At 50.6% G+C, this 26,696-nt stretch carries 27 protein-coding genes and 3 pseudogenes; 11 read left to right on the top strand and 19 right to left on the bottom strand.

Going from position 1 to position 26,696, the window contains the following annotated elements:
- Positions 1–135: 135 nt before the first annotated feature.
- The gene (locus E2H98_RS11010) at positions 136–441 is read left to right on the top strand and encodes a hypothetical protein (protein ID WP_133591001.1); all 306 of its coding nucleotides are present in this window, start codon (positions 136–138) and stop codon (positions 439–441) included.
- Positions 442–988: 547 nt separating this feature from the next.
- Here the strand turns inward: E2H98_RS11010 and E2H98_RS11005 are convergent.
- The 3 genes from E2H98_RS11005 to E2H98_RS10995 all read right to left on the bottom strand — a co-directional run bounded on the left by E2H98_RS11005 (position 989) and on the right by E2H98_RS10995 (position 2,058).
- Positions 989–1,318: a hypothetical protein gene (locus tag E2H98_RS11005; protein ID WP_133590999.1), complete on the bottom strand. Its 330-nt coding sequence runs from the start codon at positions 1,316–1,318 to the stop codon at positions 989–991.
- A 1-nt stretch (position 1,319) separates the two neighbouring features.
- On the bottom strand, positions 1,320–1,655 hold the full coding sequence (locus tag E2H98_RS11000; protein ID WP_133590997.1) for a hypothetical protein: 336 nt from the start codon (positions 1,653–1,655) through the stop codon (positions 1,320–1,322).
- A 172-nt stretch (positions 1,656–1,827) separates the two neighbouring features.
- Positions 1,828–2,058, bottom strand: coding sequence for a hypothetical protein (locus E2H98_RS10995; RefSeq protein ID WP_133590995.1), 231 nt, complete (start codon positions 2,056–2,058; stop codon positions 1,828–1,830).
- A 42-nt stretch (positions 2,059–2,100) separates the two neighbouring features.
- On the opposite strand from E2H98_RS10995, the gene istA reads away from it, so the two are divergent.
- From istA to E2H98_RS10975, 4 genes and pseudogenes are all read left to right on the top strand, one after another.
- Entirely contained in the window at positions 2,101–3,627 is a 1,527-nt protein-coding gene (istA, locus tag E2H98_RS10990; protein ID WP_425325201.1) for an IS21 family transposase, read from the top strand.
- A complete protein-coding gene (istB, locus tag E2H98_RS10985) occupies positions 3,617–4,396 on the top strand; it encodes an IS21-like element helper ATPase IstB (protein ID WP_133593992.1) in 780 nt (259 codons plus the stop codon). The genes istA and istB overlap by 11 nt, the downstream gene beginning before the upstream one ends.
- A 249-nt stretch (positions 4,397–4,645) precedes the next feature.
- A pseudogene (locus tag E2H98_RS10980) lies at positions 4,646–4,879 on the top strand (SOS response-associated peptidase family protein); the annotation flags it as partial.
- 261 nt (positions 4,880–5,140) lie between these two features.
- A complete protein-coding gene (locus E2H98_RS10975) occupies positions 5,141–5,377 on the top strand; it encodes a helix-turn-helix domain-containing protein (RefSeq protein WP_133589280.1) in 237 nt (78 codons plus the stop codon).
- Positions 5,378–5,514: 137 nt separating this feature from the next.
- Here the strand turns inward: E2H98_RS10975 and E2H98_RS10970 are convergent, their stop codons facing one another.
- On the bottom strand, positions 5,515–5,892 hold the full coding sequence (locus E2H98_RS10970) for a hypothetical protein (RefSeq protein ID WP_133589282.1): 378 nt from the start codon (positions 5,890–5,892) through the stop codon (positions 5,515–5,517).
- A 184-nt stretch (positions 5,893–6,076) separates the two neighbouring features.
- Positions 6,077–6,814 (bottom strand): DUF6088 family protein, encoded by a 738-nt coding sequence (locus tag E2H98_RS10965; RefSeq protein ID WP_133589284.1) that lies wholly within the window; start codon positions 6,812–6,814, stop codon positions 6,077–6,079.
- Positions 6,815–6,933: 119 nt separating this feature from the next.
- Between E2H98_RS10965 and E2H98_RS10960 the strand changes: the two genes are divergently transcribed.
- Complete coding sequence (locus E2H98_RS10960) at positions 6,934–7,134, top strand: antitoxin Xre/MbcA/ParS toxin-binding domain-containing protein (RefSeq protein ID WP_157591354.1); 201 nt, start codon at positions 6,934–6,936, stop codon at positions 7,132–7,134.
- Positions 7,135–7,591: 457 nt separating this feature from the next.
- On the opposite strand, the gene E2H98_RS10955 is transcribed toward E2H98_RS10960, so the two are convergent.
- From E2H98_RS10955 to E2H98_RS10945, 3 genes are all read right to left on the bottom strand, one after another.
- Positions 7,592–7,750: a hypothetical protein gene (locus E2H98_RS10955; RefSeq protein WP_157591353.1), complete on the bottom strand. Its 159-nt coding sequence runs from the start codon at positions 7,748–7,750 to the stop codon at positions 7,592–7,594.
- A gap of 187 nt (positions 7,751–7,937) precedes the next feature.
- Positions 7,938–8,153: a hypothetical protein gene (locus tag E2H98_RS10950; RefSeq protein WP_133589288.1), complete on the bottom strand. Its 216-nt coding sequence runs from the start codon at positions 8,151–8,153 to the stop codon at positions 7,938–7,940.
- A 1,115-nt stretch (positions 8,154–9,268) separates the two neighbouring features.
- Complete coding sequence (locus tag E2H98_RS10945) at positions 9,269–9,982, bottom strand: GmrSD restriction endonuclease domain-containing protein (RefSeq protein WP_133589290.1); 714 nt, start codon at positions 9,980–9,982, stop codon at positions 9,269–9,271.
- A 465-nt stretch (positions 9,983–10,447) separates the two neighbouring features.
- Between E2H98_RS10945 and E2H98_RS10940 the strand changes: the two genes are divergently transcribed.
- Positions 10,448–11,209, top strand: coding sequence for an HNH endonuclease (locus tag E2H98_RS10940; protein ID WP_157591352.1), 762 nt, complete (start codon positions 10,448–10,450; stop codon positions 11,207–11,209).
- A gap of 238 nt (positions 11,210–11,447) precedes the next feature.
- Here E2H98_RS10940 and E2H98_RS19360 read toward each other — a convergent pair whose 3' ends face one another.
- The 5 genes and pseudogenes from E2H98_RS19360 to E2H98_RS10920 form a co-directional block, all read right to left on the bottom strand.
- Positions 11,448–11,942, bottom strand: coding sequence for a hypothetical protein (locus tag E2H98_RS19360; RefSeq protein WP_232475408.1), 495 nt, complete (start codon positions 11,940–11,942; stop codon positions 11,448–11,450).
- Positions 11,943–12,074: 132 nt separating this feature from the next.
- A pseudogene (locus E2H98_RS19545) lies at positions 12,075–12,494 on the bottom strand (TniQ family protein); the annotation flags it as partial.
- A gap of 152 nt (positions 12,495–12,646) precedes the next feature.
- Positions 12,647–13,501 (bottom strand): TniB family NTP-binding protein, encoded by an 855-nt coding sequence (locus E2H98_RS10930; RefSeq protein ID WP_269769309.1) that lies wholly within the window; start codon positions 13,499–13,501, stop codon positions 12,647–12,649.
- Positions 13,502–13,552: 51 nt separating this feature from the next.
- Positions 13,553–15,442: a Mu transposase C-terminal domain-containing protein gene (locus E2H98_RS10925; protein ID WP_133589298.1), complete on the bottom strand. Its 1,890-nt coding sequence runs from the start codon at positions 15,440–15,442 to the stop codon at positions 13,553–13,555.
- Positions 15,430–16,116 carry a TnsA endonuclease N-terminal domain-containing protein gene (locus E2H98_RS10920; protein WP_162848157.1) on the bottom strand — a complete coding sequence of 229 codons (687 nt, stop codon included), beginning with the start codon at positions 16,114–16,116 and terminating at the stop codon, positions 15,430–15,432. The genes E2H98_RS10925 and E2H98_RS10920 overlap by 13 nt, the downstream gene beginning before the upstream one ends.
- A gap of 154 nt (positions 16,117–16,270) precedes the next feature.
- On the opposite strand from E2H98_RS10920, the pseudogene E2H98_RS19540 reads away from it, so the two are divergent.
- From E2H98_RS19540 to rep, 4 genes and pseudogenes are all read left to right on the top strand, one after another.
- Positions 16,271–16,591: pseudogene (locus E2H98_RS19540) on the top strand (ATP-binding protein); the annotation flags it as partial.
- A complete protein-coding gene (locus E2H98_RS19535; RefSeq protein WP_280529068.1) occupies positions 16,568–16,939 on the top strand; it encodes a magnesium chelatase subunit ChlI family protein in 372 nt (123 codons plus the stop codon). The pseudogene E2H98_RS19540 and the gene E2H98_RS19535, both read left to right, overlap by 24 nt.
- Before the next feature lie 168 nt (positions 16,940–17,107).
- On the top strand, positions 17,108–17,296 hold the full coding sequence (locus E2H98_RS10910; RefSeq protein WP_133589304.1) for a hypothetical protein: 189 nt from the start codon (positions 17,108–17,110) through the stop codon (positions 17,294–17,296).
- A 151-nt stretch (positions 17,297–17,447) separates the two neighbouring features.
- Complete coding sequence (rep, locus tag E2H98_RS10905; RefSeq protein ID WP_198325101.1) at positions 17,448–19,451, top strand: DNA helicase Rep; 2,004 nt, start codon at positions 17,448–17,450, stop codon at positions 19,449–19,451.
- A gap of 129 nt (positions 19,452–19,580) precedes the next feature.
- Here rep and nhaA read toward each other — a convergent pair whose 3' ends face one another.
- From nhaA to E2H98_RS10875, 6 genes are all read right to left on the bottom strand, one after another.
- On the bottom strand, positions 19,581–20,771 hold the full coding sequence (gene nhaA / locus E2H98_RS10900; protein ID WP_133589306.1) for a Na+/H+ antiporter NhaA: 1,191 nt from the start codon (positions 20,769–20,771) through the stop codon (positions 19,581–19,583).
- 217 nt (positions 20,772–20,988) lie between these two features.
- On the bottom strand, positions 20,989–21,747 hold the full coding sequence (locus E2H98_RS10895) for a DUF2884 family protein (protein WP_157591350.1): 759 nt from the start codon (positions 21,745–21,747) through the stop codon (positions 20,989–20,991).
- 150 nt (positions 21,748–21,897) lie between these two features.
- On the bottom strand, positions 21,898–22,419 hold the full coding sequence (locus tag E2H98_RS10890) for a hypothetical protein (protein WP_133589310.1): 522 nt from the start codon (positions 22,417–22,419) through the stop codon (positions 21,898–21,900).
- Positions 22,420–22,429: 10 nt separating this feature from the next.
- Positions 22,430–24,334, bottom strand: coding sequence for a PKD domain-containing protein (locus tag E2H98_RS10885; protein WP_133589312.1), 1,905 nt, complete (start codon positions 24,332–24,334; stop codon positions 22,430–22,432).
- Positions 24,335–24,452: 118 nt separating this feature from the next.
- Entirely contained in the window at positions 24,453–25,343 is an 891-nt protein-coding gene (locus E2H98_RS10880; RefSeq protein ID WP_133589314.1) for a divergent polysaccharide deacetylase family protein, read from the bottom strand.
- A 97-nt stretch (positions 25,344–25,440) separates the two neighbouring features.
- Positions 25,441–26,679: a S41 family peptidase gene (locus E2H98_RS10875; protein ID WP_133589316.1), complete on the bottom strand. Its 1,239-nt coding sequence runs from the start codon at positions 26,677–26,679 to the stop codon at positions 25,441–25,443.
- Between the last annotated feature and the right edge of the window lie 17 nt (positions 26,680–26,696).

Raw genomic sequence — 26,696 nt, 5'->3', positions numbered from 1 at the left:
ATGTTTTCAGGTCTGGGCCTTTTGACGATCTGAGCGAAAGAATCGCGCCCTCCGACTATAATTGATGGGGTTTGGCTCGGATTTACGACAAATCTGTTCGTATACTAAACATTTGGAGATTGGGGAGCTATCGTCATGACGGATGCAGAAAAAGAAGCGTATGTGGAGATGCACTTTCTTGAAGAGGCCATATCATCTATCGAATCACATGGTCGCTATTGGAATGCTTCTATATCCAGACTCTTAACGGGGACATTAGCTAGAAAGTTAGCAGACGCCGGATACTCTGTCATTGTTCGGGAGGTTCCACCGCAGTGGGAACATGTCTTCTACTTGTCAAAAGATGCCAGTCAGAAAAACGACAAAGTAATCGATTCTATAGCTAAAAAAAGATACGAACTTATGGAGAGTGAGAGAAGCAAATCAGAGCTTCCAGTTTAATATTCATCTGTAGACGTTCGAACCAGATCTGAAAGTTACCAGATCTTCAGAAAGTGACTATATGTAGAGACTGCACAGAAACAAGGGAGGACTTTCATTAACGCATCAAACTGAAAGGCGTTGGGTCAGTACACTCAAGTCAACCATAAGCGTGCCAACATGACGCATTGAAGTATTACACTCTTGGCTCCCACAGAAGACGGTCTCTGAGATGGGGCGAGCGTGTGTTCATTCGTCGATGGAAACGATGGATGGTATAGCTTCCGCATTGGAGGTTCATTTCGTCGACCTCTTTAACAGAATGTGTTGATTTGCATTTTAAACTGACCCGGGATTTGAAACGACGTGATGAATTCGGCGTTTAGCTGTTTATTAGCGACACGCCTAGCGCAGGCTACCCAGTATATTCAGAGCAGATGATAAATTCATGTCTACTTTCGACCCAATGCAGACATTCAATGATTAAGCTAACGGACAGTCAAAAGCATAGCTTTTGACTGCCCAGCGAACGAAGTGAGCGACAGTTGAGCGCATTGTTATATGGCACTCACTCAACTAGTTTCCATGACTGCTTTTCTTTAGAGTTTCGCTGAATTTTCTTGTGCTTGGTGCATAGCTCCTCAACCCTGTTTTGCGTGAGCTTGGTTTTAGCTGCGATAGCTTCAGTGCTGCGAAAGGTATGAGGTGTCTCTGCCTCAGATGCAATAAGAAAATTGAAGATGGCTTCGCTGTCTTGATGGTCCTGATATTTGCGCCATAGCAAGCTAACAATCCCGATAATCGCGGCAAGTATGAGGCCGGAGAGCAATGCGTTGTTGGTGGCGAGATCAATGATTTTGCTCATAATCTCTTTGCCATATAACGCATCATTATGCATTTTACTGCACCCCCTTTGACCATATTGCTTTTACAACCCCAGGGAAAACCTTATCAATTTCGATTGGGCTGTCATGCGGAGAATCTAAAACCGCACTGAATATTAAATTGCATGGATAATCATCATGCTGAAATTTGACACCTTTTTTCATTAAATGAAATTCAACGTAATTTCCATGCTCTTTGATATCAAAAGGAGAGTCTACACTTATCTCAATCTCGAATGAATGCGATCCGATTTTTTCAGATTCGATGCCCCACTTTATATTTTTCAAGTGACTTATAGGAAATGGCCATGAACTCGTAAATATAACGATTGGGTTAAAGCTTAGGTTCATCGAACCACTTCGATTCTCGTGAGAATTAACAGTAGCTGTACTTAAGTGAATCTCCAATCTATCGCCCCAATATCAGTACTGAATGCATGCATAACGCCCCGCTAAATGGCGAGCGTTGGCGAGTCCGGTGGAGGCCGCGCCTTTTGTGGCCGGAACGAATTTGAGCGGATCGTTATGCTTCATTAGGTAGAAGGTCATGACAAATCTGCACAAATAGTTCATTGAGATGAAACCTGTCAGCATCTTCCAATTTCTCTACAGACTCTAGCTCCGCTAAACCTTGCTCGATACCATCAGTCATATCACAAAAAGCCGCTTTTGCACTTCGCCAGATATCTAACTGTTGATTTGCACCCAAAACTGACCCACTAAACTCCACGATTTGCATCGAAATTTGACCCACGTGTAACACTGCTCCGCAACGGGTTTGCGGGGGAATGAAGGAGTGATAGACGTGGCCTTATTGAGTGTGATCAGACGCTGGCATTTCCGTGAAGAAGTGCCGATCCGGGAGATAGCCAGGCGCACCGGCTTGTCCCGCAATACGGTGCGCAAATACCTGGTCAGTGACGTGGTAGAGCCTGCCTACCCGGCCCGTAAAAGCCCCAACAATCTGGATGACTACGAACCGACATTAACCAGTTGGCTGTTCCGCGAATCGCGCCGACATCGCAAGCAACGACGAACGGTGCGTCAGCTGCATCGGGATTTGGTCGCGCTGGGTTATACCGGTTCTTATGATCGGGTAGCGGCGTTTGCCCGGCGCTGGCGCCAATCGCAAGAAGACGCCAAGCGCGTATCCGGCAAGCATGTTTACGTGCCGTTGCAGTTTGCGCCCGGTGAGGCATTCCAGTTTGATTGGAGTGAGGACTGGGTGAAGCTGAACGGGGTCAGCACCAAACTGCAAATCGCCCACTTTAAGCTCAGTTACAGCCGGGCGTTTTTCTTACGCGCTTACCTGACGCAAGCCCATGAGATGTTGTTTGATGCTCATTATCACGCCTTCCAGGCCTTTGGTGGCGTGCCACGGCGTGGCATTTACGACAACATGAAAACCGCCGTCGACAAGATTGGTCGCGGCAAACAGCGGCAAGTCAATCAGCGTTTTCAGGCGATGGTTGGCCATTATTTGTTTGAGCCGCAGTTTTGTAATCCCGCTTCCGGTTGGGAAAAGGGCCAAGTTGAAAAAGCCGTGCTGGATGCTCGCCATCGGCTTTGGCATGAGGCACCAAGCTTCTCGTCTTTGGCCGAACTGAATCACTGGTTGGCCGCACGTTGCCAAAGCTTGTGGCAAGAAACCGCGCACCCTGAGTACCGGGCGCGTTCGTTAGCCGAGTGCCAGGCCGATGAACAAAGTGAGATGATGCCGGTACCGGCCGCCTTCGATGGCTTTGTTGAGGAAAGCAAACGGGTGTCATCGACCTGTTTGATTACCCATGAACATACCCGCTACAGCGTACCGGCCAGTTACGCCAATCGTCCCATCAGTCTGCGCGTTTATCCGGAGCGCTTGGTCATCGTCGCGGAAGCGCAGGTAATTGCCGAACACGTGCGGGTGTTCAATCGCGAGAAAAGCACGCCCGGGCGCACCATCTACGATTGGCGTCATTACCTCAGCGTGGTGCAACGTAAACCCGGTGCCTTGCGTAACGGCGCGCCGTTCACGAGCTTGCCGGAGAGCTTCCGCTTGCTGCAACACAAACTGCTCAAACGCCTCGGCGGCGACCGGGAAATGGCCGACATCCTGGCCTTGGTACTGCTGCACGATGAACAACTGGTCGAGCAAGCCATCCGCCACGCGCTGGAACTCGGTGAGCCGTCAAAAGCGCATGTGCTCAATTGCCTCCATCGTTTGCAACAACCGCCGCGACCAACGCCGTTGCAACCTCCAGCAGTCTTGAAGCTGGTCAACGAACCGGTGGCCAACACCGCCCGTTACGATCGTCTGCGGAGCCTGCGCCATGAACAGTGAAGGTCTCGTCAACACTCTTAAATCGTTAAAACTGCACGGCATGGCCGATGCGATGGCGACGCTCGCCGAGCAAGCGGCACCGGCCTACCAGCAAGCGCTGCCGGTATTGCAGATGCTGCTGAAAGCCGAATCCTCGGAACGCGATGTGCGCTCCATTCAATACCAAATGAAAGTCGCGCGCTTCCCGGTCTATCGCGATCTAACCGGCTTCGACTTTGCCCACAGCCAGGCCGATGAAGCGTTAATCAAAACCCTGCACCGCTGTGAGTTCCTGAAACAAGCGCAAAACGTCGTCTTGGTTGGCGGCCCAGGCACCGGTAAAACCCATCTCGCCACCGCTATCGGTGTGCAAGCGATCCAGCATCACCGACTGCGCGTGCGCTTCCTGTCCACGATCGAACTGGTCAACGCCCTGGAGCTGGAAAAGCAGCAAGGGCGACAAGGACGCCTCGTCAATCGGCTGCTGCATACCGATCTAGTGATACTCGATGAGCTCGGATACTTGCCGTTCAGTCAGGCAGGCGGTGCCTTATTGTTCCATCTGATCAGCAAACTCTATGAACGCACCAGCCTCATCATCACCACCAACTTAAGCTTCGCCGAATGGTCGTCGGTATTTGGTGACGAGAAGATGACGACAGCGCTATTGGATCGACTGACCCATCACTGCCATATCGTGGAAACCGGCAATGATAGCTATCGATTAAAACATTCGACCACCAACCAAGAGGAAAACAAACGAGACAGAAAACCAAAATCTACGCCATAATCGAACCATCAGGGTGGGTCAATTTTGCGTGCAAATCCTGGGTCAGTTTTAAATGCAAATCAACACTCTTAGAGATAAAATTCTGATCAGACCGCGGTGATTTGCTCGAGCATCGTCGGATTTTGGGGAATGTCGTATGAAACTGAAAAATATGAGAAAAGCCCTTAAGAATCCTTCTCATTCAGCCATCTATTCGGCTTAATTTTGAGATTTTTTTCGGTCTTTCATTGAGATCCCACGCCTTCTTTCACCGTTATCACTCTCGGGCCGCATCCTCGATTCAGCGCAATTCACGACAAGAGCATTCCGCTGATCCTCACACCCAAAGATTTTGATGCATGGCTTGACCCAAATCTGACTGATACCGACGTGTTTGCCGATCTGATGCGGACCCACCTTTCAGTCAAGCTGCAAGCTATTCCCATTAAGAGTCCACAATCGCTGGAGCCAACCGGTGATCCAATATTCTTCCCAGAAGACTGACAACGAAATCTTGATATCGCGATCGCGCACACTGAAGAAGCTGGCGGCTGACCGTTCGCGAGCCGTTAAAGAGTTAACAGGGTTACCACAGAAAACCTCTTCTGTACGTTAAGGAGACCGGCCCGTGATGAACACACCATGGGGCAGCAGCGAATCCTGTTATGGCTACTCACAATTGGGATTTCTATACCTTAAAAGGCATATTTGTGATTTATACCTCTTACGGTATATTTTGCCTTTATCCCTTGTAAGGTATGAAATATGGACTATCCCGCCCGCACCCCAGAACAGCTCGGAAAGATACTGAAAGGCTTTCGAAAAAACGCCGGCATGACTCAACAAGAAGCCGGTTCGCTTGTGGGTTTGTTGCAGAAATCCGTCTCTTTACTGGAAACAAAACCAGAAAACGTGCCCATTCGTCAGCTTTTCAAAATGCTCTCAGCGTTGGGCCTGGAAATCGCTATCCGCCCAAAACAGAACAACGCGACAACCAACTAGCACCCTGGGGAACCTTCTAGTGGCTCATTCGTTCGTATGCGCATACTGGATGGATGGTATGTGGGGTACCGCTCGGTTTTTTTACACATGGAAAAAATAGACGTTGTGTTATGCCAAAAGGACCGTCACCAAAACGTTTAGTCTGGCTTACGCTTTATCCTGGCTCGACAATTTGCCAAGTGAATTTCTTCCTGGCGTTCCGTCTCGTGAATCTCAATGAGCCGCTGCGCTAGCTCCATAGGATGACCGCCATCTCGCACTAGATGGAAGAAATGTTGGCCTCCACGAATGGTGCGGCGTAGCTTTAACGGTGTTGCAAGGCCGTTGTTTGAAAGCAGTTCCACTGCTTCAAGTAGCGAATCAATTCTTTTAATGGCATCAGCACTCAAGCGTGAACTCGGTGAGTCTTGCAAACAGTCTTTATCCTCAATGTTCAGCACACTGGCTAACTCACCCTCGGTCAGTTCGGTCAGCTGCATAATTTTCTGAACGCTGTCGGTAATGTTGGTTGCCATTTGTATGTCACCAACTTGAACACATGAACAATTGAAGCAAGGCGATCGAACGCATCTGGATTTCTACCTTATTCAGCTTAGTCTGTTTCTAGGTGATTACTGACGGCCACAATACCTCCGATGCAACCCGTATTGGAATTGAGAGCCCATGTTGGTCAGATCTTTGATGCCAGCAGCAAACCGCTCACACGACCTTACGCGTACTTCTCAGTTGCCATTTCCGCATATCAGGTAGCACCTGAATCGATACCGGAGTGAGGTAATTGGATGCCGCGCTAATCGACTGGCTTAGGCGAACGCTAGATTGCCCGGCCCCTTTCTCCAACATGGCACCGATCAGAGCGCGCACACCTGGTCGAGCTTGCAATGAGAGAACCTCAAGGCGTTCCCGTTGCGCCCGCTCTAAGCCGGCAATTTCGTCAACGAAATGCACTACGACGTGGTCGGGATCTGCGCCCTCAAGGCGACGAAGCCGATCCACCGTGTGCAACATCTGCAAAAAGCGCTTGTCACCAGGATAGACCGGAGCACATATCGCTCTCACCACGTTGAATTTCAGCTTTCCGTACGTGACAACACGGGGACGCGTTTTGCTTGATGCGATCTCAATTACCGTGGGGACTTGTGTCGACAGCCCTCGATTGTTTAGGTAGGCAGCCCCAACAATAAATCCGTCGGTTTGCTGCAAGGCAAAAGCCATTACATCGCTGTCGCGTGGTGGTAGTGGACCGAATCGACTGTGTTCAGGCCGATAATACACGTCTCTGGCCAGTCTTCTGACGACTCCATCTACCGCCAGTTGGGAAAGCGCGCTGCTTACCGATTTTCGTGCTTGGGTGTACAGAGGCACACTTTGCACGTCAAATGGCTGGCCCACAGGTAACTTTGCGAGCTGTTCGGCGACTGCTTGTTTGATGGACATGCAATTGAACCTCGCGGTCTCGCTTACCAAACATTGCCAAGGCGCCCCTGCTTTGACAAGCATCACCCATCCAACTATGAATGAGTGTATTGAGGCTCTTGATGACCCGGGGCAAAAAGATGGATCAGCAAGTCAACGAAAAACAGCTTGAGACACTGGGGCACTCCGTTTTCGGTAGCGCGGATAAATATCAACAGTGGCTGGACACCGAGAATATGCTAATTGAGGCCAGAAAACCGAAGGAGCTCCTATTCACTGAGGAGGGTCGAAGCAAAATATTCGGCCTGCTTATCGCTCTTAAAGAAAGCTTTCCTGTCTAAAACGGTTGTTCACGTCGAGTATCAGATTAATTCAAAACGTCTACAGATGATAGACAAGGACTCACCCTGCTACCGAGTTTTCAGAGCGGCTCCGTCGACTCAAGTTCGAACTGCTATCCTCCTTATAAGAGGAGTTGCGTGCTCTTTCAACATCTGCCGCACGTTCTGCGGCAAGTTCAAATCCGCTTTCAATATTTCTGAGTATTCTGTCCGCAATCTGGCCAGCGCGAGTCTGTAAAAATCGCGGCTTTTCGTTCATGAGAGCGCGAATTCTATGCGGACCAAAATGTCTAGCACAGATCAACATGTTGTCGAATGCGGGAGCTGCGAGAACGACATAAATGATTTTCTCTCTTGTCGCATAGGCTGATGACCAGAACACGCCTTTTAGACCCAGGGTCTTCAGCTCGATCAGGTGTTTATTATCTGTTGGCGGAGGTCGGGGTAAGTGCATACGTTAGATATCATGATTTGTGGCGGCAATACAGGCTTGTCTAGAGCTGGTTTGGCTCCGAAACATCGCTAAGGCTGTCATGCCCATTTCCTGAGAAGTGGGTTGCTCGACCATGATTTCACGTCGAGCCTTTCCGCGATCAGTCTCAATCGTATTTTTCATGTCCACTCTCTTTAGGTGCTTAAACCTTCGTAGATAACACCTGCTTGCGATGTTTCACTTTCGATCGTGTTGGTCACTAAACAATAGATAGTCCCACTTCAGGCCTGTTTTTTTCAATAGCGACCTTCCTCCGCTACGCTGTTAACCTGTGGTGCTTATGAATCCATTGATTCACATCGTGATCGATTTAGCCGTTTATGCGCCGGTGACAATACGGACAAACGAGACCACCACCATGCCGATCCATGTTTTCCAACTCGCGACGCTGGCGTTCAGCAGCAGACGTTTCCGTAATGCCAATTTTCTTTCGAAACGCTTCGTTCTGGTCCAGTGCCTTTTTAATATCGGCATGTCTAATTTGTGCGAACCGAAGTTTTCGCTCCGACAACGTTAGTTTCGTCATACCAATACCTTCTTCCCGTGCGGACAAAAGTGTTCTTTCGGTCTAAGACCAGACAGTGCCAGTTTCACCTGCGTGTTCACTGCTACAATTAAAATAGTAAGGTAGATCTATGTCTATTGTTTGTCTGTCCAAATCCAATTGTTACTGACGTTTTCTAGGAATGGATGAAACAGTACTTGCGCCCTAATCCACTTCATCTATATCGTACCGCGTATAGAATGTTTCACTTCACCTCAGGTATAGCCATCCGTTCTATAGAACAGAGCAGCTGTGCTCAGCTGAAATTGCTGGTTTACCCAATTGAAAGCCATTCAACTCCGATGTTGGTGTTGGTTACGGCAACGGTAAGCTCCACACTCTTGAGACCCGGCTCCTGCAACGAAGTTGCGCCTCTGCACATTGTGTCGCGAAACTCTTTGGCTTTGGAGCACCTATCCACAGAGGAGCACCACTCGGTGGGTGCCGTCGTCGTGTCGGCGCACACCGCGGCGCGATCTTCACCGGAGAGAAACCGGCGGCAGATTTCATCGTCCGCCGGGCCACATGCTCCCGAAGGACAGCCCTTTCTGCATAGCACCGCAGCTTCGTCGAGCTGGGCTCGACATGCGACCATAGCTTCCAGTTTGGCGCCCCTACACGCCTCGCCCCAGTGCTTGATTTCCTGGTCAGTTGCGAGCCAAAGCTGTTCCTTCTCGACCTCATCAGCAGCCTGATCAATCGCGAACTGTACCGCGTCAACCACAACTTCAAGCGACTTCGGAATCGTATTCGCCGCCGTTTCGCCTTTCTACTCGAAATGACGGCGCCCTGTGAGAGTGAGACAAAACGCAACACTAATAACGATGAACCTTCCCATGGCCCGCTCCAGCTGCGTTTAGATATACCGCACAGAGACACCATCCCACGTCCCTGTGCAAGCGCTGCTGGGAGAGCGTGGTCCCCCTTCCCTTTTTGGTCAAATCGGCTGAGAGGAGAGGGCGATATACGAATACTGGTTTCGACTAGGATTGGGACACCGCAAAAGGAATTACGGAACTGCATGGTCGTACCACCGCCGTGATCCTTGGCCATTTCATACCGGTTCTTCCCGCCTGCCGCGCACAGCGCGTGTAAAACTATTTACATGCTGAAAGCTGTGTCCCAAAGATTCGCTGTTCCGCAGATGTCATTTTCAGAGCTTGGTATTTCGCTAAAAGTTTCTGCCACAACCTCAGATACTCGCATCGAAAGCGATGATTGGGTGGCAACCACTGATCCGGACCTTGCGCTCCTTTAGCTTTATTGAGTGATTGGCTTACGGCTAACAAGTTATCCAAATCGTTTGCAAAACGCTCCTTGTCATATGCTGACCAATCATGACCTCCATGGTCGTGAGCCCATTTCAGAGGGATGACATGGTCTGCATCAATTTCGCTGGTGCGGTGAAATGTTTTCCCGCTATATGGGTCAACCCAGGTCCCGCTAGAGACATAACATCCATCTGGTGAACGATTGATTGCACCAGTTGCTTGCTTAATCAGAATCTCATGGCGAGTGTTGATGCAGTTGCCGTCAGCATCAATCCAATGATTCCAGTCTTTCCGATCGTACTCGGGAAGTGTGGCAATCAATTGCGATTTTGATTGCGTCGCTGTTGGTGATAATGGTGTGGCGGGAGTATCGGAGCTAACTGACGCTGAATCTTCTGAGTTACACGAGGTTTGATGGCAATGATAACTATTTGTTTGGCGATCATAGTGACCACCGTTTGCGTCCAAGCCACCGCGATGCCCCGTGGCCCCAAGAGAAACAAGTATCAATATTAAAAGGACGATCCATGTTCTATGCATCACTATTTACACCACGAGAGTGAACTACATAGATGATATCCAAACCTTAATACGCATGCCATAGCGACTGGTAGCGCGCGAGACTCAATCTTATAAACTGACGTGGGCTGTGAATATACGATTTCTGCTTTGCCGGCCGCCTGGCCCGAGTTCAAATAGTAACTAAGTGATGAGCTATTAACTACGTTGATTGCTACTGAAGCTATAGGGGATGTCCTATCGACAAAGCTTCAAAAAGTCGCTCTTTACGGCCCAACTAGAGTGTTGCGCTGCAGCGGAGCTGAATCACCCAGCGGCTATGTTCAACTTGATAAACCTTCGGCTCTTGCGACCTTTGGTGAAGTCGATTAGGGTTTAGGCTGGTATTGTTCCTTACTTTGGGCATGAGAAAGTGTAAATTGCCTAAGTAAACAGCCATCGCAGTTAGTCTAGCCAAAAATGAAAGTTTCACTCCCGGACACAAAAATGCTTTGGGCCAATGCGGGCTCTAATTGCTCGTTATGTAGACAACGGCTTGCACAAATCACAAGTAACGGAAGAGCAGCCGTAATAGGCGAGGCAGCACATATCATTGCTGAAAGCCTAGATGGACCACGCGGGCAGAGTATCCTCGACATTAGTGAGCGAAATTCCTACTTCAACCTTATTCTTCTTTGCCCAACATGTCACAAGTTAGTCGACAAGGACACCGCTTCTTACCCTCCCGAAAAGCTTCACATGCTTAAAGCTCAACACGAGATGCGGCAGAGCGGACAGCGTTTAGTTGAATCAATCGAAGTAGCACAAGCCATCGACCACGGTAACGACCGGGATGTCATAAATTTTGCGAACAACTGGGCAGGCTTTGTACCGTTTTATGCCAAACTTTTCAGTCAAATTCAGCTTACCCAAATGAAAGGGGACGACATAGATGATGCCCTAATCATGCAAGCTCAAGAGTGGCATGATCGCAGGGATAGATTAAAGGAGCTGCTATTCATTGCGGGCGAAGAAAACACGCACATTCATCGCATCGCCTCGTGGGAGCGACACAAAAGGAATCACGAGTACATAGAACTTGGTCAATACCTTACTCCTTTTTCGTTCATTCTCGATTTTTTGAACCCTTTCCACATGATTGCAAACTATAGCGATGAACTCTGGGGAGCGTTTAACATTTCCCATGAGTTTATGGATTACCTACGCTTCAAATACCCCGAACTTAAGAAACCTTTGCGCAGCGATTAGTGCTGACTCATATCGCCAAGGCCATTTACTCGTCGATTTATGAGATCATGAAGTTTTACTTTGTAATGACAGGCTGCACAGACTATGAGATTTAGCAAGGCCCTTGCAACTCTGTACTGAACAAAGCTAGGATGGAACAATATTTTCTTCGAGCATGGTTGCGGCTATTCTTCGATACATTCCGAGAGAACTTTCCAAGCATTCTGCGCTTTCGAAATCAATTCGGCTTTTCGCTTTTTCATACTGCTTTAGCACGCTTAGCTTGAGAGGACGCTAGCGGGCGATAGCAGATGCGATAAATTGGCTCACCATACCATGACGGTATTCGATGAATATTCTGAATGAGAGCCGAACTCCATAATGGTGTTTTCTGATCGATCCTCTCAAGCCTACTGGGCCAGTCACTTAATAACCAGTATGCCGCGGCGACTGCTTTCATTCTTACAGCCGGCGAGAAGCGTTCAAGTAAATTCTCTGTCGCGGTATTGGGCGCGTTAATCCCGGCTGCAGAATAAACCGCCTTTTGCAACACGTGAACGCCTGCACCATGGCGCTTGGAGACCATTGTACGTGACAGTCGCTCCAGCACATCAATGAACGACCGCATGGAGCAGGCATCATGCACTAAAGGCATCAACTTACCGTCAAACAACAATCGAAGATTACATGCTGTTTCTATCAATAGTTCCTTTTCTCGTTCACTTGCGTCATACCATCCTAACGTTGTATCCAATCTGACATCTGCACCACATTTGCTGCATAGGCAAACTGACTGAGGATTGAACCGGAATGAATTCCCGATTAGTGTGCGAACGATTGCATAGCTAAAACCACACTGATGACAGTGATCATGGAGAGGAGTCTTGTGGATAGGGCAAATACCTAACAAAGAGAAACGCCATGAGCGACGAAAGTATGGCGCTGTATCATTGGCTAGGCATTCAGGACAGCACATCAGTCCAAATCTGGTCCGTAGTCGGTGGTAGACGCCAAGGGGAAGGAAGAATCGAGAAGGAGAATTAACACTACTCTGTGGGAAAATTGTTCCCTCCAGCTCACGTAACGTGGTCAATTTCACTCGGGAGATGGGAGTGTTGGTAATCGATGCTAGTCGCGACAGCACTAAATTTGAAGCGCATCTATCTAGATCTTTTGCTAACAACGAAGGTCCAGATGAGAAGTATCTCGAGCATAACGTCTGCAGTTTGCAATGGTTCATGATTGCTAGCCGCGTCATCCATGAAGTCAGAAGCTCATCTGGTAGCGGAGTAGCAATTACCGGCAATTGCTTAGATACGGCTATTACCGATGTGTCGATATATCGAAATGAACGATATGAAGCCTCAGTGCCATGAGATAGGTGTTTTACATGTCCAGTATCTACGTCGACGTCAAAGCTTGGATAATGAGGAAAGGAACTGATGGAGCGCTTTGAAATTAGTGGAAGCGCCCCAAGGCTCGCTTTCTTTCAGAGGGAGTTGCCCAGACCGCATTTTTTACATAGTCCAGAGTCAGCCTCTCCTTACCGTCATTTATAGCGGCTTCAGTTGCCCTTGCTAAGAGCGTAGCCATCTCGCCAATTAGGCCTTCTGATAGCCCCAACAGTTCTTTTGCAAATCGTTCATCAGTTAATCCTGATTGCTGTCTCAATGGCAGCAGCTTCTCAAAGCTGGCTAGCAACCGCAGATAATCGTCCGAATATGTCCATTTCAAAAGGAAGAATGGTTCAAAGCGATTGGCCAATTGTGGATCACTATTGATGACGTTCAGCGCTTCTTTTACCCCGGCCCCAACTATAGTAAGTTCTTGTTGACTACCAATGAGCTTGATTGTGTTGAGGCACTCACGTTGCCTCCTTGGCGTGGCTACTGCAATATGCTGGAACTCATCGATCATCAGCATTCTTACCCCGAGCAACTTTACATAGTACGACAGCAAGTCTTTTTTCTTTGAGACGCGGTCGCTGTGTCGAAAAGGAGCATTCAACATACTTAGAATTTCATCGTAAATACGTCCTTCGTCTGGGGCAGAAGGCATTTCGATGAGTAGAACGGGAGATACTGTTTGGCCTCCGTCGCGGCCAGGGTCAATTGGATGTAGGTCATAGAATCGCTCCAACAAGTGAGATTTGCCGTTGTTAGTCTCAGCAATAATCATCATGTTTACCTTTCGCTTTGATGGCGGTCCGTCGAGCAACCATTTCATACGATCAAGAGCTTGCTTTGCCATTGTGTACGTAATCCATCGCTTCTCTCGCACATACGCAATTCTCGCAACATTATCCTGTGACATGACCGCAGCAGTTTTAGGTGACAAATGTGGGTAAAGTGATTCCATATTCGCTTACTCATCTATATCAAAGGGTTTGATGTCTAATAGTGGTTTGGTCTCTCGCTCAGGCTCTCGTGTTCTCTCATGGCCCTTTGACTCATCACTGAGTAACATTTTTATGCTTGGCTGTCGTTTATGTTCTGCTTTACGCTCATTGTCACGTCGAACTTTTTTAGTTTGCTTCCTTGCGTTCTCTACTATTCGCTCCATCTCATCATACGCGGAGAATATGATGTCCTCATTGATAAGCTTGGCGCCTCGTTCTATCGCGAACTTGCGGGCCGCCTCGAACTCCCAGATGTTGACAGCAGGGTGAGACAAATCTCGATAGGGAATACGGTGATATTGCCCCGTGGAGGGATCAAAAAAATAGATCTCACTGATGTCTCTCGGATCCCGCCGTACTACAAATTTTCCATCAACAGCTGCGGGACTTGGATTCTGTTCCCCCACCCATCGCTGTAGAATCTCGTGATAGTAAAATATATGGTCAAGCAAAATTCCGTAGGCCTGTACGGTACGGTAAAAGACCGGCAGAAAGTCCAAGCGAAGCTGCGCTTCATTTAGCGGACGAGTCGCCACCCCTCGGCCAGGTGTAGTTCCGGTGCCGAAGATGCCATCTTTGAATTTTTGTGCTGGAGAACCATAAAGCGCGGAATGCTTCCGTTGATGATAAACCTCAACAATGAAATGGGTGACCCATTTCTCTAACTCAGGAACGGTCAGACATGCCCGTCCTTCGGTGTCATAGTTGGCACGTTCCGCAACGTTGGAGAACTTGGTACCTGGTAGAGAGTGCAACTCCTTCATTATGGTGCCAAGTAAAGCTTCAATGTGCCCTCCAAAATTAGGTCGTCCAAGTGGACGATACTGGAGATCGATACCATATTGTTCGCAAGCTCGCTGCAATGTATTACTTCGGAAATCTTTACCATTATCAACATGTATACAATCTGGTTTGCCCCACACGTCCCAAGAGGTCGAGATGTTATGTTTGGCTAAAAACTCATCTTTTGGCAGCATCATATGAGAGACGCACATTCCGACTGAGTTAGCGCTTGGTGCATCTAGAGAGATGTAGAATCCGCATACCATGCGACTATAGACATCGATGGCCATAGTGAGAAAGGGCGTGCCAATAGGTTCTCGTGATTGGCTATCGACAACACAAATATCCATTGGAGTGTGGTCTATTTGTATGATTTTCAGAGGATATGTAGCCTCATCATATTTTCCTCGATATAGATCATATTTCTCTCTCGCTGCCTTTTTACCGTACTGAGCTTCATACACCTCGCGAAGCGAGAAATCATTAACTCGAGCGCGTATTGTATTGGCGTGTGGAACGGCTAATCCCGCTGCTCTACACACTTTCTTCACATCTTCAATTACCTTGGATGTTTTTTTTCGCTGCACAGTCATCCGGTGTTTCTTGATCGACTCTTCAACGATTTTTTCTTGTTCATTTGATAGGCGTTTTGTACCTTTATCCGTTCGTGTCTGCCGGAGCAATCCAGCCATCTGGCCGGTATCGCGATATTGCCGAATCCATCGATATAGTGTGGTGTAAGGAATGTCCACCTCAGCAGCACGGGACTTGATTTCTGCCATTGACGCATTCTTTCCGAACTCGACAAGTGGCTTAATGCAATCAAAGCGGCGACTTGCCTCTTCCCAGTTTTTATCAAGCACATTCAACAGTTCGGGGATATGTCTCTTTTCTTCCTCTTTCGGGAAGAAGGCAATATCCCTCACGGGTACCCGCGTGACGTTTCCGGACTGTGGATGACGTATTAACGCATCTTGAAAATCCAGTAAGGTGACGAGGACATATCGACGATCTTCTACATATATCGTTGCGCCTGGCTCTAATGAACCAAACAGAGGGGTTAACGAGGCCATTTTCTGTCGTACTCCGGTCGTCTCAGCCAAACTGTGCTGTCCATTCTTAACGGTTCAAGTAGATCTGTACCCAGATACCCTTGCGCCAACATCGTCCATAACACGCCAAGAACAATTGCCTTTGTTTTCTCGTCTCTGGAACATGCTGCAATAACTGTTTCGATATCGGCCTCTTCTATCACCTTCAGAAACTGCTCGATCATTGCTACAGCTGGGCTTTGCAGATGATTATCTCGGTACCCCCTTAACCACATGATATTGTCGAGATATGGAATCCGGATTTCGACCTCAGTCATGATTTTGAAGTGCCAGCCCCGTTCATGTGCCCACTTTCGAGCTGCGCTTAGTTTGGGACGCAGTCGTTTCCAATCGGCCCACAAGTCTTTGCGATATTTGACTTCATACAGGACAGCTTGCGGCCAGCTCGGGTCTGGCTGGGGGCAATACTCAACTAGCAAGTCAGGTGTATAGACCCGGTCTTTCCCTAATTTATCTTTGAATTCGATTGTGACTGGCTGGGCTGTTATCCGTTTTACCCCGTGGTGCCACTGGGCCATGATTATGAGGTCGCGCTCCAGGCTGGATTCAAAGGGAACGCCTTTGGTGACTCGGAATGCCGGGTTTTGTACCACGCCCGTAACGGTTAGATGATTTGCTTTGATGGCTCGAGACATGGGATTAGCCTCTTTCACCAGAAAAGTATCGTTTAACGATGTAAAATTTGGAAAATTTACCAAATATCGATGTCGTAAATTTGTATTCATCGTTGTACTTTGGACCGTTGTTCATTTGAAATCCTACCATTTAGCGATGTAATTCGCAGGTAGTGCCAATCCGCGGCCCGGCGAAATTTCCTTGGCCCATAACGGCGTGCTGTTTTTAGACGAGTTGCCAGAATTTGACCGCCACGTATTGGAAGTACTGCGTGAGCCGCTAGAATCGGGCCGGGTCACCATTTCTCGCGCTGCGAGCCAAGCCGAGTTTCCCGCTCGCTTTCAACTCGTTGCCGCGATGAATCCTTGCCCCTGCGGTTACTACGGTAACCCGGAACGTTGCCGTTGCACACCGTTGGAAGTGCGCCGTTATCTGAACAAGTTGTCCGGTCCGTTTCTGGACCGCATCGACATGCACGTTGAAGTCCCTCCCGTTCCGAAAGAGCAGTTACTGAACCCGCGTGGCCAGCAGGAAGTGGGTTCTGCCGAAGTCCGGCAAAAAGTGGACATGGCGCGCGACCGTCAGCAGCAGCGCGGCCGCCTGAATCACCAGCTGAGCCCGCAGGAAATCCAGCAGCATTGTGCGCTCGCTGACGCGGATCGTCAGTTGCTGGAAACGGCCTTGGACAAGCTGGGGTTATCGGCCCGGGCCTGCCACCGGATACTGCGTGTGGCGCGGACGATTGCCGATTTGTCACAAAGTGACAATATTGGGCGCTCACACTTGCTGGAGGCGCTGAGCTATAGACGGCTGGAACGCTTACAACAGGCACTTGCGTTTTGATGTTGCACAAATACCGTCAGGATGATTTACAGAACTTGCTATCTCATTGATTTGCAATGTAAATTTTTCTGACAATAGAAGGTGATGGCACCTATTTTGCCTTACACTTAAGCACCCTTGGGACCAAGGGTGGAGTACAAAGTCACATGGAGGATGGAGATTGTGACCATGGAAAAAACGATTCCAAGCCAACCAGGGACCTACCGTTTCAAGCCGCATTCATTGTTGCCTTGGCTATCCGTAAGGGTGGTCAAAGAATCGGTGCTGGCACCTGACACCTTACGTGTCCGTTGCGCCGGGATGACGTTCAGCGCCACCCGGATGTTTGCCAACGGGGAATGGCAAGGACCTTTATAAAAATCACCTGAACAAGCTTACGAGCGGCGCCGAAAGCGCCGCTTTATTTTTGCCTGCCACAAGGTGATAAGCCGCGAAAGCGACACCGGCCCCGCACAAATCCATTGCCAGCCAGTACAATGCCGGCCGCTGTAATCCGGAGTACTGTGTTGTGTCGTCTTTGAATCCCGCCCAATCCCAAGCCGTCAAGCATGTCCATACACCGTTGTTGGTGTTGGCCGGCGCTGGCAGCGGTAAAACCCTGGCGATCACCCACAAACTCGCTCATCTGGTGCGCTCGCTTTATTACACGCCGGAGAGCATTTACGCCGTCACATTCACCAACAAAGCCGCACGCGAAATGAAAGAGCGGGCCGGCAAGCTGATGGGCGAAGAAGCGGTGCGCTTGAATGTGTCGACCTTTCATACCTTTGGCCTCAATTTCATCCGCCAGGAATATAAAGCACTGCAGTTGAAGCGCTCGTTCACGCTGCTCGACGAAGACGATTCGATGGCCATGCTGCGTGAAGCCGGCAACCTCGGTCAGCTCGACAAACAAGTGTTGTTTGCGCTGCGCCATGAAATCTCCAACTGGAAAAACGCGCTGCTGACGCCGGAGCAGGCGATGGCGATTGCCAAAGACAAAGATCAGCAATTGGCGGCGACCGCTTACGCCGCTTACGAACGCACGCAGCGCGCCTGTCATGCACTCGATTTCGATGATTTGATTCTGCTGCCCGCCGCTTGCCTGCGCGACAACCTGGACATCCGCGAGAAATGGCAGGACAAGGTTCGTTATTTATTGATCGACGAATACCAGGACACCAACGGCGCCCAGTATGAGTTGATGAAGTTTCTGGCTGGCACTCGAGCGGCGTTTACCGTCGTTGGCGATGACGATCAATCGATTTATGCCTGGCGTGGCGCCAACCCGGAAAACCTGAACATCCTGCAACAAGACTTTCCGAAACTGCAGGTGATCAAGCTGGAGCAAAACTACCGCTCGTTCGGCCGCATCCTGAAATGCGCCAACACCTTGATCGCCAACAATCCGCACTTGTTCGAAAAATCGTTGTGGTCACAGAAAACCTACGGCGAACCATTGCGCGTGCTCAGTTGTAAGAACGACGAAGACGAAGCGGAGCGAGTCGTCAATGAAATCATGATGCGCAAGATGCGCTTCAACCTGAATTGGAAACAGTTTGCGATTTTGTTTCGCGGCAACCATCAGGCCCGTTTGTTTGAAAAGGCATTAATCGAAAAACGCATTCCCTACAAACTCTCCGGCGGCCAGTCGTTTTTTGCCAAAGCCGAAATCAAGGATGTGCTGGCCTATTTCCGTTTGCTCGTTAACGAAGACGATGACGCCGCATTTTTGCGCATCGTCAATGTGCCGCGTCGCGATATCGGCGCCGTCACGATTGAAAAACTCGGCGCCTACGCCCAGCGTCGTCATGGTTCGTTGTTGCCGAGCAGTCTCGAGCTTGGTATCGAAAGCGAACTGAATGGCCGCAGCTTGACCGCAGTACGTCAGTTTGCCGAATTGATCCGCCGTTACGCTGAGCAGGCGCGCAAAGGCGATGCGCTGGAAGCGGTCAATGAGTTGCTGAAGGCGATTGGCTACGAAGGCTGGTTGTACGAGCAGGCATCAAGTCCGAAAGTCGCGCAAAGTCGTTGGCAAAACGTTCAAGACTTGGTGTCCTGGCTCGGCAACCATATCAACCATCCTCAAGATCCTTGTGATTTTGAAGAGGCAGTCAATCGCCTGTTGTTGCGCGATATGCTGGAACGCAGCGCCGAAGAGGATCGCAATGCCGACGAAGTGCAGATGCTGACCTTACACGCCGCTAAAGGTTTGGAATACCCACATGTTTACATGGTCGGCATGGAAGAGGAGTTATTGCCGCACCATGTCAGCATCGAGGAAGGCAATATCGAAGAAGAGCGACGTCTGGCGTATGTTGGCATTACTCGTGCGCAGGAAACACTGGTGTTCAGCCTGTGCAAAACCCGCAAGCGTTACGGCGAACTGGTGCACTGCGAACCGAGCCGCTTTTTGACCGAGTTACCCGTTGATGATCTGCAATGGGATGATCAGCGCAATCAGAGCGAAGAACAGAAAGCACAAGTCCGCGAAGACCGATTGGCGGCGTTGAAAGCGCTGTTGGATGACTGATACAACGCGGAATATTAGTGTCATTCCTAGCAATGTATACGAGTCATCTTATGCAGTGTTCGAATAAATTCGAACCTACAACTAGTAGGTCCGAATTTATTCGGACATGCAGACTTTGTTGCAACCGCCCTACTCGATGTCTTCCGGCTTTGCTTTCGGCGCGACAAATCGCAGCACCAGATAACCGAGTGTGCCGGAAACAATTGAGCCCAATAAAATACCAAGGCGATCAGTGTTCGGTGGATGGTTGCCGCCAGCTTCAAACGCCAACGATGCAATAAACAAACTCATCGTGAAACCGACACCGCAAAGCAACGCCACACCGATGATATGGGAAAACTGTGCTCCGCTCGGTAACGGCGCCAAACGAAACATTCTGGCGATCATCACCATGCCGGTAACACCGACCAATTTACCGATCAACAAACCCAGCGCAATACCAAGCGGTACCGTCGCCAAAACATCATCGAGCTTCAATCCCGCGAGACTGACACCAGCATTGGCGAATCCGAAGATCGGCAAAATCAGGTAAGCCACATAAGGGTGCAGATTGTGCTCCAGGCTTTCCAGCACGGTCGGTTCGTCCTGATTCGAATTTTTCATCGGAATAAAGAACGCGGTGATGACTCCCGCCAAGGTCGCGTGCACACCCGACTTCAGCACCATGACCCAGAACACCAACCCAACCAGAATGTACGGCGCCGCACGATTGACACCGCGCCAGCTCATCAGCGCCAGCGCAGCGATACAAATCGCGCTGGCGATTAAGTGCCATTGACTCAGATTGCCACTGTAAAACACCGCAATGACGACGATGGCCAACAAGTCATCGATGATCGCCAAGGTCATCAAAAACAGTTTCAGCGATTTCGGCACCCGGCTACCGAGTAAAGCCAGAATGCCCAAGGCAAACGCGATGTCAGTAGCGGCAGGAATGGCCCAGCCAGCCATATTGGCCGGATCGCCCTGATTGATGAAAGCATAAACCAGCGCCGGCATGACAAAACCACCAACGGCTGCCATGCCCGGTAACACGACATTGGCCGGCGCGCTCAACTCACCGATCACAATCTCGCGTTTCAATTCCAAACCCACCAGGAAGAAGAACACCGCCATCAGACCATCGTTGATCCACAGCAGCAGCGGTTTGTTGATGCCAGCTTCACCGACATGAATGCCCATGCGGGTATTCAGCAAAGCATCATAGTAGCTCGCCAGCGGCGAGTTGGCGGCGATCATCGCCAACACCGCCATCAGCAGCAGGATCATGCCGCTGGAGGCTTCCAAACGCAGAAACTGTTGAATGATTCGTAGTGGCATACCGTTCTCCTTGTTGCCGCCGATCATATCCGATGGGGGTGACAAGGGAAGAAAAATCGGATTAGCCAAGCGCGATCAAAACGCCTTGTTTATACGTCAGCGCAATCCGCTATCGATCAACAATGACAGCACCTTTCGAGTGAGAGAACAGTGAAACAAAAACGCCGCAACGGTTCTGCCGTTGCGGCGTCTTGACTACCGATTACACATCAATCATTCAGGCTTCATTACAAGGCTTGTCACGTTTCATGACAACATCAAAATCGCTAAGCGCCGAGTCGCTGGCCGACAGCTTTTGCTCCAGAGCATTCATGGTATCGAGCGTTGCGCACATGGTTTTCGCTTTGGCTTCCAGCTCATCACCGCGTGCGTCGATTCGTGCTTCGAATTCCTTTTCAAAGGTCTTCATCTCGGCTTCCCATTTTTTGCCATATTCTTCGTCGAAAGCGGCATGCAGTGCCTTGCCAAGTACAGAGAAGCCGGCATCAACCACCGACCACCCTAGCGAAGCACCATCATCAATCAGATCGTAATCAGAATCCTGCAAGCTCATCACTTTGCGCGGCAGATGTTTGTCGTCCATGCGCTTGCTGACTTCAGTGCGCAACTCGGAGAATTTCTCTTCAATTTTTGGAATGGCTTCATGATCTTTGCCGAGCAACATCGTGAACGCGCCAACCGTTGCCTCGCCACCAATGGCCAGGCCTTCCATCGTCACTTCCACGACCTGAGGCACGAAATCGCGGGTCTGTGCTTCGTAATCACGCACCCACTGTCGTTGCTCAGCGCTCAGTTTGATTTCACTGCCATTGCGCCAGAGACGGCCATCCTGCAAGGCGAAATTGGCACCGTTGTCACGGCTCAACACCACCTGCTCACCGAGCGTAATGCCAAAGTCGACATCGTAATCACAGGATTCCCCTGCATAGGCAGAGCCAGCGGCTAACATGGCAACCAGAGCAAGCGATTTGTTCATGATTCGACCCTCCATCAGTCAATGGTATCCAGCTTGCCGCATTGAAGCGGTAACAAGCTTGTCAAACTGTAAAAAGATGTTTGCACTGCCTGAAATGACAACGGCCCGGCTGCGCTAAGCACAACCGGGCCGTTCTGCAATAACAGGCTATCAGCGTTCTTCAGCCGGCAACTCAATGATTTTGCTGCCATCCTGCTGTTCAACCAAATAAGGGTGTTGCATCGCTTTTTCCGACACGGCACCGACTTGCACTGGGATAGCAAAGGCACGCGCGCGGGTTTCGCCCTCAATCGTTGAATGAATAATGACATTCAGATAGTGCAGACCTTCAGAACTCGGCGTCACGTCCAGCGTTTGCACCATTGGCCCCCCGTGACCTTTTTGCCAATGATAACTTGCTTGCTTACTCCCGCCAGCCAACTGCAAACCGGAGTCCGTATTCAACTCAATATCAAGCGTGGCATCTGGTGAACGCGATATCACCGTCAACTCCAATTTACCAGGGCTGCCAACACCCGGCTTTTGCAACCAGCTATAACTGAGTTCCGCCGCTGCGCCCGGCTTTAGATAGGCGACCGTTGGCGATTTATGGTTTATCGCACCTTCGCTTTTCTGACCGGCATCACAGGCGGACACAAACAAGAAGACGCTGAGCAGCAATAATGTTTTCATCTCAAACTCCTTAATTCAGCGTAACGGTGAAGCAGCTTTCACGCTCATCGCCAGTCGTGTCGTCGACGTTGCGATATTCATGTAAATCGATGACATACGCTCCGCCACTCAGATTTCCCGACCACACCTCGGTTTGATTGTTACCGCTGTCTGCACCGTCGTTACCTGATACCAGTTGCCCAGCTTTATAAATATAGAAATCTGGGTCGCTTGTCGTGCCTAGCGCTGGAACGGTAATGGTATAGTTCCCCGCTGGAACATTCATACGCAAAAAGCGCCTGTTACCAAGTTTGTTGTAGTCACCGTGAGTTCCATAGCTACAGACATTGTTAAGTGGGGTTCCAATTGTCAGCGTGTAATAGACCGGCTGCGCCTTGTTACCTTCATCAAAGTTGGTCTCGTTACTGCCATAATCGTCAATCGTACTTGAATTGATCGAGCGAGCATTGACCATCGCGTCAATGGCCGCTCGCTGTGACGCGTTGATGCCTTGATTCTTAATGCCATTAACGAACGTGAAAATCGAAGTAAATGCTTCCGTTGTTCGTTGATGATTGATGAGAGTCTCAAAAATAGGCGTGAAACCAACACCATCTACCCCATCACCAATTTCCACGCTAGAGTCATAGATATCGTACAAAATGCTTTGTACCACTCCTTCGCGACCCCAACCAGGAGAGCGAGCATCATTGCTTTCCACATTGATACTGAACCCTTGCGAAGAGTTAGCGCCTAGCGAATCGCGGTAAACCGGATCATCCGTCACCATACCGCTCAACGCGTTACCAAATCCTTCGCCGAATGCTACGCGCATGTCCAGCAAGTCATTGCCGCCATGTTGGCCACCAATCGAATCCGAGCGGGAATGGAAACCTTCAAAATAATGACCCCACTCGTGAATTACGACGTGGCCATCGAACTCATCCGTATCGGCATCAGCTTTACCCAGGATATAGATCTCGGTACCGTTGAAAAATGAGGTACCAATTTGGCCTCTAGCAAGATCGCCACGAGTATTGGTGTTGTTAACACTCCAGTTGATGTTCACTGGCTGAAACTGAAAATTGGGATCCGCAGTGAGTATTTTGTTATAGGCCTGATAAACCGAATCAAGGATGGCAAAAGGCCCGGCAGCTCGCACGGTTTGATAAGTGTTACCTGTACCGACTGCGGCATGCAAATTGATGGTTTGATTGCTGACGCCGATGTTGGTCGCACTGCTGACCATCGAATAAAGCGCCTTACCATTGGTGTTGTCGACTACTTGAAAATTCCAGGATGGCGTTCCCGATTTCAACATCTGTGCTTTTACGCGCACACTGACGGAGGAGAAAACCGGAACTCCGCTAAAACTGTAATTGCCTTGAGCGTCAGTGGTGGTTGTCGCAATCAGGGCGGAGCCAGGAGAACTTAATAGTTCGACAACGGCACCACGAACGTTTTGTTGTTGCACATCGTTGAAATTTAGCGCGTTGGTTGCAGTGTTGTGTTTCACACGGTCAAACGTAGCTTTGCCACTGACTGAAACCGTCGTGCCGGGTGGAGCAATATTAATCACGACTGTCGCATTGGCCGTTGCTCCACTGTTATCCGTTACCGTCAGACGGAAACTGAGTGATGTAACAACATTGTCGGGGGCAACAAACGTGGCGACCGCCGCGTTGCCATTGGTCAACGTGACGGTTGGACTTCCCCCGGTTTGCTCCCAAAGGTAGCTCGCAATTGAGCCATCCGGATCAGACGCAGTTCCCGTTAATGTTACCGTTGTCCCTGGAGAAACGTTTTGGGTAACGCCTGCGCTCACCGTTGGCGGTTGATTGGCAGGGGGGGAGCTACCACCACCCCCGCCGCCGCCGCAGGCGACCAGCGTCATGGCCAAAAAGAAGGTCAGAATCAGGGAGATTGAGCGTTGCATACGTGCTACCTGGTTGTTGCCCGGCCGCATTGCTGACCTTGGGCTGTTCGTTGTTCCAATTCACGGGGCATGATACCGGCAATACCCAGCTCATTCAGTCACAAATTGTAGTCAGGAGTCACTCACTGCCAACTGCATCACAACGTAAAGTTCGTTGTGCCAGCAACCAATAATCACTGAACTGTTTCGCTGGCGTTGGGCTGCAGGAACGGCGATTGGCTGATTCCGGTTTGACCGGCAAGGATTTGACCGGTTTCGACGTCAGTGCCGCATAGTGCCGACTGACCGGACTATTGCCGGTCAGCAGGGAAACCGGCACCAACTCAACCTGTTCCCTCGCCAGCGCATTCAAGCGCTTTTCCAACACCGCCAGCGTATTGCGTTTCGGATGACCAATGGCCAGCGCGTAACCACGCTGGCGAGCGATTTTCAGCAAGCGGTCGAACTGCTCGTCAACCGCCTGCTCGCTATCCACATGGTCGAGAAAAATATCGCGGCCGACGCTCGGCACACCGAGCCGGCGTGCTTCCGGCAGCGCCACGCTTTCCGCCGTGGTGCGGCTATCCACAAAGAACAGCGGGCTGCCTTTGACTTCCTCGAACAGCCACTGCATGCGCTGGCGATCGCGGGTCAGCACACTGCCCATATGGTTATTGAAGCCCTGCACATACGGAATGCTCTGCAGATTGATGCGCAATTGTTCGCGCAGCTGTGCTTCCGACATGCCAGTAGTCAGCGCCCCCTTGCCCATCAATTGCAGGCTGGCTTCGGATTCCATTGGCGCGTGCAGCAGCACGTCGCGACCCAGTGCATTGGCCTCGCGCGCCATCTCCGGCGCATGCGCGGTATGCGGCAAAAACGCGTAACTGACGGCCCCTTTCAGCGCCAGCGCCCGTTCACCGAGCGGGCGGTTATCACCCATGTCGTCAATCAGAATGGCGATACGCGGCAACGCCTCTGCGGCATGGGCCAGCGTGGCGAGCAACAGGACAAACAGCGTCTTGGTCACGCGAGTGTCATCTCAACGGCGGTGAGGCAATGGCCGAATTGTGGTCGCGATACCGGAGCTTGTAAACCTCCGATATCGCCAATCCGCGCAGGGCCACTTAAGGCGTTTTCTGCAGGGCCGCCAGACCATGCAGCAGGTTGATCGCGGTCGCCAGCTGGGTGTCTTGCCAAATGCTGTCATCAGCGCTCGGGCTGACAACGATGTCTTCGCTGTCGGTGTTCTGCAGCGAACGCGGCAAATCGGCTTCGCGCCGGGTTGGTTGTTCATCGGCGACCCACTTGCCGGATGGCACCAACACATCCGGCATGATGCCCTTGGCCTGAATCGAGCGGCCGTTCGGGGTGTAGTAGCGGGCCGTGGTCAGCTTGATGGCGCTATCGGCGTTCAAGCGTTGCACGGTCTGCACCGAGCCTTTGCCGAAGCTGCGGGCGCCGACAATCACGGCCCGGCCATGATCCTGCAACGCGCCGGCAACGATTTCCGAGGCCGAAGCCGAACCTTCATTAATCAGCACGACGATCGGTACACCGGCCATGATCTGCTCCGGGTCAGCTCGGGCTTCGCTGACCGTGCCGGCCATCCGGCCCTTGGTGCTGACCAGCACACCTTCGGTCAGGAAGGCATCAGACATGTCGATCGCGGCGCGCAGCACACCGCCTGGGTTATTGCGTAAATCCAGCACCAGGCCACGTAAAGGTTTGCCGAACTCCTGCTCCAGCGCGCCTATCGAGCGCAGCATTTCGTCGGCGCTATCTACCTGGAATTGACTGACGCGCAGATAGCCGACGCCATTGTCCATCAACTCATGGCGGACACTTTTGGTTTGGATTTCAGCACGGGTCAGCTTCAGATCAATCGGCGCCGTGGCACCTTCGCGCTCAAATTGCACCGTGACCGTACTACCCGGCTCGCCACGCAAGGATTCGATCACTTTCTCGAATTTCCAGCCGTGCACCGATTCATCATTGATACGCACGATGACATCGCCGCTCAACACACCAGCGCGCTTGGCCGGTGAATCGTCCATTGGCGTCACCACCCGGAATTCGCCTTCGACCGGCAACACTTCCATGCCGACACCGCCATAGCTGCCATGAGAGCTTTCGCTAAGCCGTTGCAGAGTTTTACCGCTTAAGTAAGAAGAATGCGGATCGAGCGTTGCCAGCATGCCGGTGATCGCGCCTTCGAGTAGTTTCTTGTCGTCCACGTCTTCAACGTAAGTGGCTTTGATGCGCGCCATGGCGTCGGTCAGCGCTTGCAGTTCTTCCAGCGGCAATTCGTTCGTGGGTGCTGCCGCCACCGTGGCGTACAGCATCAGGGGCAGAACAACGGACATAACACACCTCGGTTGCT

Source organism: Permianibacter aggregans, from assembly GCF_009756665.1.
GTDB lineage: Bacteria > Pseudomonadota > Gammaproteobacteria > Enterobacterales > Permianibacteraceae > Permianibacter > Permianibacter aggregans.
This window is presented reverse-complemented; position numbering and strand designations above follow the sequence as displayed.